15 protein-coding genes are annotated in these 12,429 nt (G+C 70.6%); 6 read left to right on the top strand and 9 right to left on the bottom strand.

The genetic code is table 11. The annotated features are described in order from the left end of the window. Positions 1-28: 28 nt before the first annotated feature. The gene (locus ACTMTI_RS28655; protein ID WP_441123646.1) at positions 29-1,123 is read left to right on the top strand and encodes a glycerophosphodiester phosphodiesterase; all 1,095 of its coding nucleotides are present in this window, start codon (positions 29-31) and stop codon (positions 1,121-1,123) included. On the opposite strand, the gene ACTMTI_RS28650 is transcribed toward ACTMTI_RS28655, so the two are convergent. Beyond that, the gene (locus ACTMTI_RS28650; RefSeq protein WP_441123645.1) at positions 1,124-1,942 is read right to left on the bottom strand and encodes a DUF1206 domain-containing protein; all 819 of its coding nucleotides are present in this window, start codon (positions 1,940-1,942) and stop codon (positions 1,124-1,126) included. Positions 1,943-2,052: 110 nt separating this feature from the next. Here ACTMTI_RS28650 and ACTMTI_RS28645 point away from each other — a divergent pair, with 110 nt between their 5' ends. Together ACTMTI_RS28645 and ACTMTI_RS28640 are read left to right on the top strand one after the other, a co-directional pair. Next, positions 2,053-3,471 carry a tetratricopeptide repeat protein gene (locus ACTMTI_RS28645; RefSeq protein ID WP_441123644.1) on the top strand — a complete coding sequence of 473 codons (1,419 nt, stop codon included), beginning with the start codon at positions 2,053-2,055 and terminating at the stop codon, positions 3,469-3,471. An 11-nt stretch (positions 3,472-3,482) separates the two neighbouring features. Beyond that, positions 3,483-4,310, top strand: a complete 828-nt coding sequence (locus tag ACTMTI_RS28640) for a PIG-L family deacetylase (protein ID WP_441123643.1) — start codon at positions 3,483-3,485, stop codon at positions 4,308-4,310. A gap of 95 nt (positions 4,311-4,405) precedes the next feature. On the opposite strand, the gene ACTMTI_RS28635 is transcribed toward ACTMTI_RS28640, so the two are convergent. After that, positions 4,406-4,921, bottom strand: a complete 516-nt coding sequence (locus tag ACTMTI_RS28635) for an XdhC family protein (RefSeq protein WP_441123642.1) — start codon at positions 4,919-4,921, stop codon at positions 4,406-4,408. A 68-nt stretch (positions 4,922-4,989) separates the two neighbouring features. Between ACTMTI_RS28635 and ACTMTI_RS28630 the strand changes: the two genes are divergently transcribed. The 3 genes from ACTMTI_RS28630 (at position 4,990) to ACTMTI_RS28620 (ending at position 7,056) form a co-directional block, all read left to right on the top strand. Continuing rightward, positions 4,990-5,439, top strand: coding sequence for a hypothetical protein (locus tag ACTMTI_RS28630; RefSeq protein ID WP_441123641.1), 450 nt, complete (start codon positions 4,990-4,992; stop codon positions 5,437-5,439). A gap of 127 nt (positions 5,440-5,566) precedes the next feature. After that, positions 5,567-6,928, top strand: a complete 1,362-nt coding sequence (locus ACTMTI_RS28625; protein WP_441123640.1) for an L-lactate MFS transporter — start codon at positions 5,567-5,569, stop codon at positions 6,926-6,928. Then, on the top strand, positions 6,925-7,056 hold the full coding sequence (locus ACTMTI_RS28620) for an MFS transporter small subunit (RefSeq protein ID WP_441123639.1): 132 nt from the start codon (positions 6,925-6,927) through the stop codon (positions 7,054-7,056). The genes ACTMTI_RS28625 and ACTMTI_RS28620 overlap by 4 nt, the downstream gene beginning before the upstream one ends. An 86-nt stretch (positions 7,057-7,142) precedes the next feature. On the opposite strand, the gene ACTMTI_RS28615 is transcribed toward ACTMTI_RS28620, so the two are convergent. The 7 genes from ACTMTI_RS28615 to ACTMTI_RS28585 all read right to left on the bottom strand — a co-directional run bounded on the left by ACTMTI_RS28615 (position 7,143) and on the right by ACTMTI_RS28585 (position 12,353). Continuing rightward, on the bottom strand, positions 7,143-7,679 hold the full coding sequence (locus ACTMTI_RS28615) for an amidase family protein (protein WP_441123638.1): 537 nt from the start codon (positions 7,677-7,679) through the stop codon (positions 7,143-7,145). 27 nt (positions 7,680-7,706) lie between these two features. Then, positions 7,707-8,513 carry an amino acid ABC transporter permease gene (locus ACTMTI_RS28610; RefSeq protein ID WP_441123637.1) on the bottom strand — a complete coding sequence of 269 codons (807 nt, stop codon included), beginning with the start codon at positions 8,511-8,513 and terminating at the stop codon, positions 7,707-7,709. Next, positions 8,510-9,178 carry an amino acid ABC transporter permease gene (locus tag ACTMTI_RS28605; protein WP_441123636.1) on the bottom strand — a complete coding sequence of 223 codons (669 nt, stop codon included), beginning with the start codon at positions 9,176-9,178 and terminating at the stop codon, positions 8,510-8,512. Before ACTMTI_RS28605 ends, ACTMTI_RS28610 begins: the two co-directional genes overlap by 4 nt. Positions 9,179-9,182: 4 nt before the next feature. Further along, positions 9,183-10,013 (bottom strand): glutamate ABC transporter substrate-binding protein, encoded by an 831-nt coding sequence (locus ACTMTI_RS28600; protein ID WP_441123635.1) that lies wholly within the window; start codon positions 10,011-10,013, stop codon positions 9,183-9,185. A 10-nt stretch (positions 10,014-10,023) separates the two neighbouring features. Further along, positions 10,024-10,767 carry an amino acid ABC transporter ATP-binding protein gene (locus ACTMTI_RS28595; RefSeq protein ID WP_441123634.1) on the bottom strand — a complete coding sequence of 248 codons (744 nt, stop codon included), beginning with the start codon at positions 10,765-10,767 and terminating at the stop codon, positions 10,024-10,026. A gap of 75 nt (positions 10,768-10,842) precedes the next feature. Beyond that, positions 10,843-11,670 (bottom strand): glutamate ABC transporter substrate-binding protein, encoded by an 828-nt coding sequence (locus ACTMTI_RS28590; RefSeq protein ID WP_441123633.1) that lies wholly within the window; start codon positions 11,668-11,670, stop codon positions 10,843-10,845. Then, positions 11,667-12,353, bottom strand: coding sequence for a response regulator (locus ACTMTI_RS28585; RefSeq protein WP_441123632.1), 687 nt, complete (start codon positions 12,351-12,353; stop codon positions 11,667-11,669). The genes ACTMTI_RS28590 and ACTMTI_RS28585 overlap by 4 nt, the downstream gene beginning before the upstream one ends. Between the last annotated feature and the right edge of the window lie 76 nt (positions 12,354-12,429).

The raw sequence follows: 12,429 nt of genomic DNA, 5'->3' as shown, positions 1-12,429 counted from the left end.
GTCCACCTCTCGGGTCTACGGTGCGCGCATGACGATGCGCAGGTTAGTCGCGGGCGTGCTGGCCGGAGTTCTCACCGGCGGTACGGTCGCCATCGTGCTGACCCAGACACCACCCGCCGCCGCGGACCGCCGCGGCCACGCTCCCATCGTGATCGGGCACCGGGGCGCCAGCGCCCACCGCCCCGAGCACACCCTCCTGTCGTACGAGGCGGCCATCGCCATGGGCGCCGACTACATCGAGCCCGACCTCGTCTCCACCAAGGACCACGTGCTGGTGGCCAGGCACGAGAACGAGATCTCCGGCACGACCGACGTGGCCGCGCGCCCCGAGTTCGCCGACCGGCGCACCACCAAGCCCGTGGACGGCCGGCCGGTCACCGGCTGGTTCACCGAGGACTTCACGCTGGCCGAGCTGAAGACGCTGCGGGCCAAGGAGCGCGTGCCCGACCTGCGGCCGGACAACACGGCGTTCGACGGCCTTGCGGAGATCCCGACCTTCGAGGAGGTCGTGCAGCTCGCGCTCAAGCACGGCGTCGGCGTCTACCCCGAGACCAAGCACCCGACGTACTTCGACTCCATCGGCCTGTCGCTGGAGGAGCCGCTGCTCGAGGTGCTCAACCGGCACCGGGTGCGCAAGGCGTACATCCAGTCCTTCGAGACGGCGAACCTGCGGGAGCTGAGCGGCAAGACGCGGCTGCCGCTGATCCAGCTGATCACGGCCACCGGCGCGCCGTACGACTGGGTGGCCGCCGCCGACCCCCGCACCTACGACGACATGATCAAGCCGGACGGGCTGCGCGAGGTGGCGAGCTACGCCGACGGCATCGGCGTGGACACGCGGCGCGTGGTCCCGGTGGACGCCTCGGGCAAGACCCTGCCGCCCACGACTCTGGTCGACGACGCCCACCGCAAGGGGCTCGACGTGCACATCTGGACCGTGCGCAACGAGAACTCCCAGCTCCCGGCCGACTACCGGAGGGGCAACCCGGCCAGCCCGGTGTACGCCCGGGCGACGGGCGACGTGATGGGCTGGCTGTCCAGGCTCGTCGAGCTGGGCATCGACGGCGCCTTCTGCGACGACCCGGCCATGGGCCGGGCCGTGGTGGCCAAGCGTTCCCTGTAGTCAGGTGCGGCGCCAGCGGGACTCGCCGAAGCAGTAGGCGGCGAACAGCAGCAGCCCCAGCGCCACCACCACCAGCAGCCAGGGCCCGGCGGGGGTGTCGGCGAACTGCCTGAGCGTCGCGTCGATGCCGCCCGCCTTGTCCGGGTCGAACGTGATCGCCGCCTGGCCGACGAAGACCCCGGCCAGCGCGGCGATCGCTCCTCTGGCGGCGTACCCGCCGGTCCCGAGCCGGTCCATCACGGAACGGGCGCGCGCGGACATGCGGCCGCGATCGAGCTCCTTCCTGAACCCCTTGGTGACGCCCTGGCGTACCCAGTAGACGCCGAGCGCGACCAGGCCGAGCCCGATCGCGCCCACGAGCAGCCGCCCGCCCGGCAGGCCGAGCAGCACGCCTGTCAGGTCCCGCGACTTCTCGTCGTCGGACGCGGCCTTCCCCGACGTCAGCATGCTGAGCAGGGTGACGACGACGAGGACGTACACGGCCACCCGCGCGACCGCCTCCACCCTGTCGATCGCCTTCCCGCCGCCGAACAGCGCCTCCGACGCCTGCCACAGCGCCAGCGCCGCGAACCCGGCCGTCATGATCCATAAGAGGACGGCGCCGAACGGCAGCCCGGCGACCGTGGCGATGGCCCCCGCCTTGTCGGCCTCCTGGGACCCGTCGCCGAGCCCGATCTGCACCGCCACCACGCCGATCAGCGCGTACAGGACCCCGCGGCAGGCCAGGCCCACGCGGGTGACCACCTCCACCGCCCGGCTGCGGGCCGCCCGCCGCGCCGCGCCCTTCATCTCGTGTCCCGTCTGTTCCGCTGTGTTCACCGCTCCTCCAAGAGGTCGCCGGAGAACCCACGCAGTGCCCAGGAAACGGCCTTCTAGGCCTCGGCCGCGGCATCCGGCTCCCCCGGCGGACCGGTGGTTACAGTGGACCGGTGACCCATGACCAGCACGGCCTGGCGATGACCGGGGCGGGCGCCGCCGCGGCACGGCACTACGACCGGGCGATCGACGAGCTGCTGCACCTGCGGGTGGAGGTCGACGCCGAGGCGAACGCGGCGCTGGCCGAGTCGCCGGACTTCCCGATGGGCAACGTCCTGATGGCGTACCTGGGGCTGCTGACCACCGAGGCGGAGGACGCGCGCGCGGCGCGGGTGCGGTTCGGCGCCTTCCGCGGCCGGATCGACGAGTCGTCGCTGCTGCCGCGCGAGCGCGCGCACCTGGCAGCCGTCCAGGCCCTGCTCGACGGCGACTTCCTGACCTGCGGAAGGCTGCTCGGCGAGATCGCCGTGGCGCATCCGCGCGACGCGCTGGCGCTGGCCGCCGGGCACCAGATCGACTTCTTCACCGGCGACGCCCGCTCACTGCGCGACAGGATCGGCGGGGCGCTGAACGCCTGGCGGGAGGAGGACCCGCATTTCGGGCATGTGCTCGGCATGTACGCCTTCGGCCTGGAGGAGGCCGGCCACTACGACAGGTCGGAGGAGGTCGGCCTGCGGGCGGTCGAGCTGAACCCGCGCGACGTGTGGGGCATCCACGCGGTGGTGCACACGTACGAGATGCAGGGCAGGTTCGGCGACGGCCTGCGCTACCTCGACGCGCGGGTGCCCGACTGGTCCACCGGCACGTTCTTCAACGTCCACAGCTGGTGGCACTACTGCCTGTACGCGCTGGAGGCCGGGGACGTGCCGCGCGCGCTGGCGATCTACGACTCGGTGCTGGCCGGCGGGCAGTCGTGCCTGGAACTCCTCGACGCCGCCGCCCTCCTGTGGCGGCTCCACCTGGACGGCTCCGGCCCGCCGGAGCTCGGCGAACGCTGGCGCGCGCTGGCCGACGCGTGGCCGATGCGGGTGGCCGAGCCGTTCTACGCGTTCAACGACATGCACGCGGTCATGTCGTACGTGGGCGCGGGCCGGATCGGCGAGGCGGAGAAGCTGGTCGCCGCGCGGGAGGCGTACGTCCTGGAGCCCCGCCCCGGGGTCACCAACCGCGACATGACGCTGAGGGTGGGCCTGCCGGTGTGCCGGGCCATCGTGGCATTCGGCCGAGCGGACTATCGGTCGGTGGTGGACCTGCTGTATCCGATCCGGCACCGCATCAACGAGTTCGGCGGCAGCCACGCGCAGCGGGACGCCGTACAGAAGACGCTGCTGGAGGCGGCGCTGCGGGCGGGGGCGCGGGATGTGGCGCGGGTGCTGGTGAGCGAACGCGTCAACGTGCGGCCGTGCAGTCCGTACAACTGGCTCAAGCAGGCCGCGCAGGCAGAGGCGCTGGGCGAGCGCGCAGCCGCGGCGGCGGCCCGGTTGCGCGCGGACGACCTGGTGCGAAACGCGTATGTCGCCGACCGGCAGTAGTGTTTCACCCCATGGATCGGCAACTCACCCTGATGGTCGTACACGCCCACCCCGACGACGAATGCCTGAGCACGGGCGGCATCCTCGCCCGCTACACCGAGGAAGGCATCCGCACCGTCCTGGTCACCTGCACCAACGGCGAGCAGGGCGACGACCAGGGCGGCGTCAAACCGGGCGAGGCCGGGCATGACGCCGCGGCCGTGGCCGAGCGCCGCTTGGCCGAGCTCCGCGAGTCGGTCGCCCACCTGGGCCTCGACCACCTGGAGCTGCTCGGCTACCGCGACTCCGGCATGGAGGGCTGGGACGCCAACGCCCACCCCGACGCGTTCGCCAACGTGCCCGTCGAGACGGCCGCCGCCCGGCTGGCCGCACTGATGGAGCACTACCGCCCGCAGGTCGTGGTGACCTACGACGAGACCGGCGGAGGCGGCTACGGCCATCCGGACCACGTCCAGGCCCACCGCATCACGGTCGCGGCAGTGGAGTCGACCGGCATCCCCGACAAGTTCTACTACACGGCCATCCCCAGGGCCGCCATCAAGCAGATGTTCGAGACGATGCGCGAGCACGGGATCGACCTCGGCGACTTCACGCCCTCGGACGACTTCGGCACTCCCGACGAGCGGGTCAGCGGCATCGTCGACGTGTCGCCGTACGTCGAGCGCAAGCTCAAGGCGCTCCAGGCACACGAGAGCCAGGGTGAGAACATCTTCCTGTTCCGCATGCCCGAGGAGGCGCAGCAGCAGGCCTTCTCGCACGAGGCGTTCGAGCGGGTGCTGTGCAAGGTGGACGCCCCCGACCGTGAGGAGGACCTGTTCGCCGGTCTGCGCGACGCCTGACTCCGCCGCGTCAGGCGCCGCCCTGGGCAGTGCGCCTCCGCGCTTGACTCGTGACCAGCGGATGGCTCTCGCGTCACGCCGGTGCGCACGACCGCTCAGAAGGCGAAGCCGCCGGGGCGGCCGTTGCGGTCGGCGATCAGGCCGGCCAGGGTGGCGACGGCGATCTCGGGAGGGGTGCGCGAGCCGATGTTGAGCCCGATGGGCCGGCGCACCCGCGCGATCTCGTCCAGCGGCACGCCGAGGTCGGTCAGCGCCCGCACGTGTGGTGCGGTGTGGCGGGGGCTGCCCATGATGCCGATCCACCGGGCGGAGGACTTGAGCAGGTCGCGAAGAATGGGCCCGATCTCCTCGCGATGATGGTCGGTGAGCACCACATCGGCCGTGGCGTCGACGTAGTCACCGAGCTGGGTCACAGCGGTGAATCCGGCGAGGCGGCGCGCGGGATCGGGCTCAAGGAGGATCGGGCGGAAGCCGAGCTCGGCGCCGAGCCTCAGCAGGCAGCCGGCCACCGGTGAGGCGAAGACGGCGACCAGCGTCCGTCCGGTCTCATCGGCGGGAGCATCGCCGTGGGCCACCTCACATGCCGGGTCGTGGTCGTGGATGTGGGTCATATCCGCAGTCTGACATGGCGCGATGCGTTTCCGCCCCGATCAACCAGCCGGATACAGCCGGCTTTCAAGTGCCGGGCTCCAGAGTGGGCGACGTCACCGTGCCGGAGCTGCGGCCGGCGCTCGGCCCCACGGGTACGACCGGCACCGCGACCGTCCTGTCCTGCGAGCGCTCCTATAGAAGGTCAGGGCGGAGCAGGTACACGGTGTACGACTGCAGGGCACACTTCGTGTTCGGCGACCGGTCGAAGAAGCCGATCGTCATCGACACCATCCCGGACGTGGAGGTTGGCGAGGTCTTCCCGGCCGTGTTGAGCGCCGAGGGGGATCGGGCGCTGCCCACGGGGGCGCGGGGCACATGGAGAGGAATCCTGCTGCTCAGCGGTTTCCCGTTCGGACTGGCCCTCATCGCCTTCCTCACCGCCCTCGTGATCCGCTCCAGGAAGGCGATCATCTGGACGGCCGCGCTGGGAGCCCCGTTCCTCATCGCGATGGTCATCGGGATCGTCATCGGGACGTGAGGGCGGGAGCCCCGCGACGACAGGACCCAGGAGACGGGAAGGCCGTTCGCCGACAAGATTTGACCGTTCACCGTAAAGATCGGCAGGATTCAAAATACTGCATACCGTATGTGATACCCGATGAGGCGTGGCTGGTTTCCTGAGTCGTTCCCGCACCGTGGCGGACCCCACCTGGAGCCGCTGGCTGGTGCCGCCCGCCGCGCTCTCCGTGCACCTGGCGATCGGGCAGGCGTACGCGTGGAGCGTGTTCAAGCCTCCGCTCGAGTCCGCGCTCCAGCTCTCCGGCACGCAGAGCGCCCTGCCCTTCCAGCTCGGCATCGTCATGCTCGGCCTGTCGGCGGCCTTCGGCGGCACGCTCGTCGAGCGTAACGGCCCCCGGTGGGCGATGTTCGTGTCCATGGCCTGCTTCTCCTCCGGCTTCCTGCTGTCGGCGCTGGGCGTGGCCACGCGGCAGTACTGGCTGGTCGTCCTCGGCTACGGGGTCGTGGGCGGGATCGGGCTCGGCATCGGCTACATCTCGCCGGTCTCCACGTTGATCAAGTGGTTCCCGGACCGCCCTGGCATGGCCACCGGCATCGCGATCATGGGATTCGGCGGGGGAGCGCTCATCGCCTCGCCGTGGTCGGCGCAGCTGCTCGACTCCTTCGGTGCGAGCACGACCGGGATCGCCACGACGTTCCTCGTGCACGGCGTGGTCTACGCGGTCTTCATGTCCATGGGCGTACTGCTGGTGCGCGTCCCGCCGCACGGCTGGTCTCCCAAGGGGTGGAAGCCGCCCGCGGTCGCGACGCGGGCGCTGATCACCACGGCCGACGTCTCGGCCCGCAACGCCATCCGCACGCCGCAGTTCTACTGCCTGTGGGTGGTGCTGTGCTGCAACGTCACCGCCGGCATCGGCATCCTGGAGAAGGCCGCACCGATGATCAGGGACTACTTCGCCGGTACGCCGGCCGCCGTCGCGACGGGTGCGGCGGCCGGGTTCGTCGCGCTGCTGTCGCTGGCGAACATGACGGGACGGTTCGTCTGGTCGTCCACGTCGGACGTGATCGGGCGCAAGAACATGTACCGCGTCTACCTGGGCGTGGGCGCGCTGCTGTATCTCGCGATCGCGCTGGCCGGCGACTCGTCCAAGCCGCTGTTCATCGTGTGCGCGCTGGGCATCCTGTCCTTCTACGGCGGCGGCTTCGCGACGGTCCCGGCGTACTTGAAGGATCTGTTCGGCACCTACCAGGTCGGGGCGATCCACGGCCGCCTGCTCACGGCCTGGTCCACCGCGGGCGTGCTGGGCCCGCTGATCGTCAACGCGGTCGCCGACGCGCAGAAGGCGGCCGGGCGGTCGGGGCCCGAACTCTACACCGCCTCGCTCGCCATCATGATCGGGCTGCTGGCGGTGGGTTTCGTCGCCAATGAGCTGATCCGGCCGGTGCACGACAGGTATCACGAGCGGCCCGCGAAGGTGCCGGTGGCGGAGAGGGGACAGGCGAGATGACGGCCTCCGATGACGCGACGGCCCGGCGTACCGGCCTCATGGTGCTGGCCTGGGCCTGGGTCGGGGTGCCCTTCGCGTACGGCGTCTACGGGCTGCTCCTCAAGCTCACCCAGCTGTTCGCCGGTTGACCATCACGGGACCACGGGCGCGGACGACGACCCGGCGCCGGCCGCCGTCCGGGGCGCGGCCCGGACGGCGGCCGGCACGCCGTCGATCACGGTCTCGCGCTGATCGATCGGCGGCGCGGTGATCGGCACGGCCGGCAGCGCCGGCACGTCGTGACGGTCGCCGCCCGCACGGCGCTCACCACGCGCGGGTCGCCGGAGAGCAGCCCCGCGGGATCGAGCCAGGCGACCCGGACAGGGCCGGCGTCCAGACCGGTGCCCGCGTGGCCGTCCGGGGAGGTCAGGCAGCGGTAGGCGAGCAGGCAGCCGCCCGCGTCCCCCGCCAGCACGCCGCCACGGCCGCGGCGCAGCAGCGTCACGCACCCGGCGTCGGCCTCCGGGACGTACCCGGCGAAATGCCGCGACCCCATTGTCAGCGGCAGCCCGGCGACCGGGATGACGTCCTTCACCGCGACCGGCACGCGCTGCAACGGACCCCGATCCGCGCCGCCGGCCAGTTCCTCGTCCGCCCGCCGCGCCGCGGCGATGGCGTCGAGCGCCCGCCCGGTCAGTTCGGCGGACGTGCTCCGCCCCTGGCGGAGGTCCTGGGCGAGGGCGGCGACGGTACGGCCGGGGGAGGGCGACATGGGATCCCTTCCGTCAATATCGCTCCATCATCGGGGACGGCGCCCCGCGCCCAGCCGGTGGGCCAGCCGGTCCAGCGACGTGTTGATCAGGATGAAGATGCCCGCGATGAGGATGGCCGCCGGGATGACGTTGGAGAAGTTGGCCGCGATGCCGTTCAGGCCGCGGTCCACCAGCTCGTCGTAGCCGACGATGAGGCCGAGCGCCGAGTCCTTCAGCAGCACCACGAACTGACTGACCAGGGCGGGCATCATCGTCCGCAGCCCCTGCGGCAGCAGCACCAGGCGCATGACCTGGCCCTTGCGCATGCCCATCGCGTACGCCGCCTCGCTCTGCCCCTTCGGCAGGCTGAGCACCCCGGCGCGGACGATCTCCGCGATCACCGACCCGTTGTAGAGCGTGAGCCCGAAGACGACCGCGGTGAACGCCGAGATGTTCATCCCCAGGACGGCGAACGACCCGAAGAAGGCGAAGAAGATCAGCAGCAGCAGCGGCACGGACCTGAAGAACTCCACCACCATGGCCGCCGGCACCCGGATCCACCGGTGGTCGGACATCCTGGCGGTGGCGAACACCAGCCCGAACAGGCCCGCGAGCACCACTCCCACCACGGCCGCGGACAGCGTCCCGGCCAGCCCGGGCAGGATGAACGTGGCCCAGACGTCGCCCCGCAGCAACGGCGTCCACTTGGCCGCCGTCCACTGCTCCTTCTCGTCGAACTGGACGTACACCACATACGCCACCGCCAGCAGGCAGGCCGCCACGGCCGCCCCCAGCACCCGGTTACGGCGGATCCCGCGCGGTCCGGGCACCTCGTACAGGTTGGCGTAGGTCATCGCGCCACCGCCATCCGGCGCGACAGCCAGCCGAACAACAGCCCCATCGGCAGGCACAGCAGCACGAACCCGGCCGCGAAGCCGAGGAAGATCTCGATCACCTGGTCCCCGTACGTCTCGATCATCTCGCGCATCCGCACGGACGCCTCGCTCACGCCCACCACCAGCGCGATCGTGGTGTTCTTGGTCAGCGCGATCAGGATGCTGCCCAGCGGCGCCACGACGGCGCGGAACGCCTGCGGCAGCGTGATCAGCGCCAGCGTCTTGACGAAGCCGAGCCCCAGCGAGCGGGCCGCCTCCGCCTGCCCGACCGGCACCGTGTTGAGCCCGGACCGCAGCGCCTCGCAGACGAACGCCGAGGTGTAGGCGGTCAGCCCGATCACGGCGAGCCAGAAGTTGTTGGTCGCGATGTCGTCCGACAGCTCCACGCCCAGGTTCGCGCCGACGCCGAGGCCGGTGAACAGCAGCACCAGCGTGAGGGGCGTGTTGCGGGCCACCGACACGTAACAGCTCGCGGCGGCCCGCAGGGAGGCCAGCGGGGCGACTCTCATGGCGGTCAGCAGCGTCCCCAGCAGCAGGGAGCCGAGCGCGCTGACCGCCGTCAGCCGCACCGTCATCCAGAAGGCGGCGAATATGGTGTCGCCTTCGATCAGCAACGCTTCCATGGGATCAGTACCGCTCCAGCTGCGGGGCCTGCGGCAGGGCGAAACCGGAGGCGCCGACGCTGGACTGCAGCGCCTTCGTCCAGCTGCCGTCGGAGAACATCTTCTGCAGCGCGTCGTTGACCGCCTTGCGGCCCGCCGTGTCGTCCTTCTTCAGCCCGATGCCGTACTTCTCGGTGCTGAACGGCTTGCCGACGATCTTGAGCTTGCCGGCGTGCTGCGCACCGTAGCCGGCGAGGATGACGTTGTCCGTGGTCATGGCGTCGAGCTGGCCGCCGAGGACGCGGTCCACGCACGCCGAGTACGTGCGCTCCTCCTGCAACTGCGCCTCCTTGGCGTATTCCGTCTTGACCTTCTGCGCCGAGGTCGAGCCGGCGACCGAGCAGAGCTTCTTCCCGTTCAGCGCCTCGGGCCCGGTCAGCGCCGCGTCGTCCGCCCGGACCAGCAGGTCCTGCCCGGCCACGAAGTACGGCCCGGCGAAGGACACCTTCTGCTTGCGGGCGTCGGTGATCGAGTACGTGGCCACCACCATGTCCACCTGGCCCTGCTCGATGAACGCCTCCCGGTTGGCCGACACGGTCTCCTTGAAAGTGATGTTGGCGGCGTCGACGCCCAGCTCCTTGGCCACATATTTCGCGACCTCGACGTCGAAACCGGCGAAGGAGCCGTCGGGCGTGCGCAGCCCGAGCCCCGGCTGGTCCGCCTTCACCCCGATGACCAGCTTCTTGTCGTTCTTGGCCTTGTCCACAATGGAGGCATAGCTCTCCTGGCCGCCGCCGCAGGCGGTCGCGGCCAGCGCGAGCACGGCGAACGTCGCGTAAAGGGATCTGCCAAACATGGGGGGCTCCTTAGTGAGTGAGGATCTTGGCAAGGAAGGACTGAGCGCGCTCGCTGCTCGGCGAGCCGAAGAATCCGTCGGGGGTGTCCTGCTCGACGACCTCGCCGTCGGCCATGAACACGACCCGGTCGGCCGCCCGCCGGGCGAAGCCCATCTCGTGGGTGACGACCACCATGGTCATGCCGTCCTTGGCCAGCGCGGTCATCACCTCGAGGACCTCGTTGACCATCTCCGGGTCGAGCGCCGAGGTGGGCTCGTCGAACAGCATCACCTTCGGGTCCATGGCCAGCGCGCGGGCGATCGCCACCCGCTGCTGCTGCCCGCCCGACAGCTGAGCCGGGAGCTTGGCCGCCTGGCCGCCGATGCCGACCCGGTCGAGCAGGTCGCGGGCCTTGCGCACGGCCTCGTCCTTCGGCCTCTTCAGCACGTGGACCTGCCCGAGGACGACGTTGTCCAGGACGGTCTTGTGCGCGAAGAGGTTGAACGACTGGAAGACCATGCCGACCTCGGCGCGCAGCCGGGCCAGTGCGCGCCCCTCGGCCGGCAACGGCGTGCCGTCCACGCTGATCGTGCCGGAGTCGATGGTCTCCAGCCGGTTGATCGCGCGGCAGAGGGTCGACTTGCCGGCGCCGGACGGGCCGATGATCACGACGACCTCGCCCTGCCCGACGGTCAGGTTCACGTCCCTGAGCACGTGGTGCTCGCCAAAGCGCTTGTTGACCTGGTCCAGGACGATCAGGTCCGGCTGTGTCATGCGTCACGCTCCTTGATTCGGTTGGCGCAACCGTAGGAGCCGCATGTTCCGGTGAAAGGCTTGTGCGCGTTCTGCTCAGCGATTGGGGGGCTTGGAACTGTCCGAAGTCGCTCCGGACACGCCGATGGTGTCCCGGTAGGCCCGGTCCCACTGCCCGTCGGCCAGCCAGCGGGCGATCAGGCCGTTGAGGTAGTCGCGGAAGGCCGGGTCCTGCTTGCGGACCCCCATCCCGTACGGCTCGCGCCCGAACGGCTCGCCGACCAGCCGCAGCGTGTCCGGCTGCTCGGCCTGCAGGCCGAGCAGGATGGTGTCGTCGGTGCTGATCGCGTCCACGCGCCCGGACACCAGCGCGGGCACGCAGATGCTGTAACCGTCCACGACCTCCAGCTTGGCGCCCGGGGCCTTCTCCCGCAGCCGGTCGACCGACGTCGAGCCGGTCGCCGTGCACACGGTCTTGCCGTCGAGGTCCGACACGTCGTCGACGCGCGTGTCACTGGCCCTGACCAGCAGGTCCTGGCCGGCGTAGTAGTAGGGATCGGTGAAGTTGACCCGCTGGGCGCGCGCCGGAGTGATGGAGTAGGTGGCGATGACCAGGTCCACGACCTGCTGGGCGAGAAAGTTCTCGCGCTCGCGCGAGACGGTCTCGACGAAGCGGATGTTGCGCTCGCTGCCGGTGAGGTCCTTGGCCACCAACCGGGCCATCTCCGCGTCGAAGCCGGTGATCCGCCCGGTGCCCGGGTCCTTGTAGCCGAACATCGGCTGGTCGAACTTGATGCCCACGATGAGCACGCCGCGATCCCTGATGCGCGCCATGGTCGAGCCCTCGGGGAACGGGTCCGCGGCGCCGCAGCCCGCCGGCAGCAGGCAGACCAGCACGGCGAGCAGCGCCCTGAGCGCGCTCACCGCGCCCGGTACCGGTGCTGCGGCCGCCCGGTGGGCCCGTACTTGGGCCGGGCCTCGACCAGCCCGCGGTCGGCGAGGTGTTCCAGGTAGCGGCGGGCGGTGGCGCGGCTGACGCCGATCATCCCGGCCAGCTCGTGCGCCGAGACGTCCTCCTCGACGTCGGTCAGCGCGTCCAGCACCGCCTGCTCGGTCGCGGCGGAGATGCTCTTCGGCCGGGTCGACTGGTCGAGGTGGAGCAGGCGGAAGATCCGGTCGATCTCCTGCTGCTCGGTGAACCGGCCGCCCGCCTCCAGTTGCTCGGCGGTGGCGGCGTAGCGCAGCAGCGTCTGCTCCAGGATCCCGGTCCTGGTCGGCTTGACCAGGTAGTACAGCGCGCCGCGCTGCATGGCCGCGCGTACCGTCGCCGACTCCTTGCGGCCGGAGATCACGATCACGTCGGCGGGCGGCTGGTCGGGCCGTCGCAGCCGGTGCGCCACCTCCAGCCCCGGCAGATCGGGCAGGTGGAGATCGAGCAGGATCAGCCGTGGTGCGAACCGTCCCGCGGCGGCCAGCGCCGCGTGCCCCGTATGTGCGATCCCCACCACTCTGAACCCGAGCACCCGGTTCACCTGAGCGTGCAGCGCCGCCGTCACGACCGGGTCGTCATCCACGATGAGAACGGTGATGTCCCTTGACTCAGGCACCGACACGCTCCTCGCTCGGCTGATAAGAGATTCAGGGCAGCTTAGGCGTCTTTTGTTAAAATTGGTCAACTTTTGC

The organism is Nonomuraea sp. H19 (assembly GCF_052068215.1).
In the GTDB taxonomy this organism is placed as follows: domain Bacteria; phylum Actinomycetota; class Actinomycetes; order Streptosporangiales; family Streptosporangiaceae; genus Nonomuraea.
This window is presented reverse-complemented; position numbering and strand designations above follow the sequence as displayed.

Bases quoted from the DNA above. Each gene is read 5' to 3' on its own strand.
- ACTMTI_RS28655 (WP_441123646.1), top strand. From the start codon at position 29: ATGACGATGCGCAGGTTAGTCGCGGGCGTGCTGGCCGGAGTTCTCACC.
- ACTMTI_RS28640 (WP_441123643.1), top strand. From the start codon at position 3,483: ATGGATCGGCAACTCACCCTGATGGTCGTACACGCCCACCCCGACGAC.
- ACTMTI_RS28635 (WP_441123642.1), bottom strand. From the start codon at position 4,921: ATGACCCACATCCACGACCACGACCCGGCATGTGAGGTGGCCCACGGC.
- ACTMTI_RS28620 (WP_441123639.1), top strand. From the start codon at position 6,925: ATGACGGCCTCCGATGACGCGACGGCCCGGCGTACCGGCCTCATGGTG.
- ACTMTI_RS28615 (WP_441123638.1), bottom strand. From the start codon at position 7,679: ATGTCGCCCTCCCCCGGCCGTACCGTCGCCGCCCTCGCCCAGGACCTC.
- ACTMTI_RS28610 (WP_441123637.1), bottom strand. From the start codon at position 8,513: ATGACCTACGCCAACCTGTACGAGGTGCCCGGACCGCGCGGGATCCGC.
- ACTMTI_RS28605 (WP_441123636.1), bottom strand. From the start codon at position 9,178: ATGGAAGCGTTGCTGATCGAAGGCGACACCATATTCGCCGCCTTCTGG.
- ACTMTI_RS28600 (WP_441123635.1), bottom strand. From the start codon at position 10,013: ATGTTTGGCAGATCCCTTTACGCGACGTTCGCCGTGCTCGCGCTGGCC.
- ACTMTI_RS28595 (WP_441123634.1), bottom strand. From the start codon at position 10,767: ATGACACAGCCGGACCTGATCGTCCTGGACCAGGTCAACAAGCGCTTT.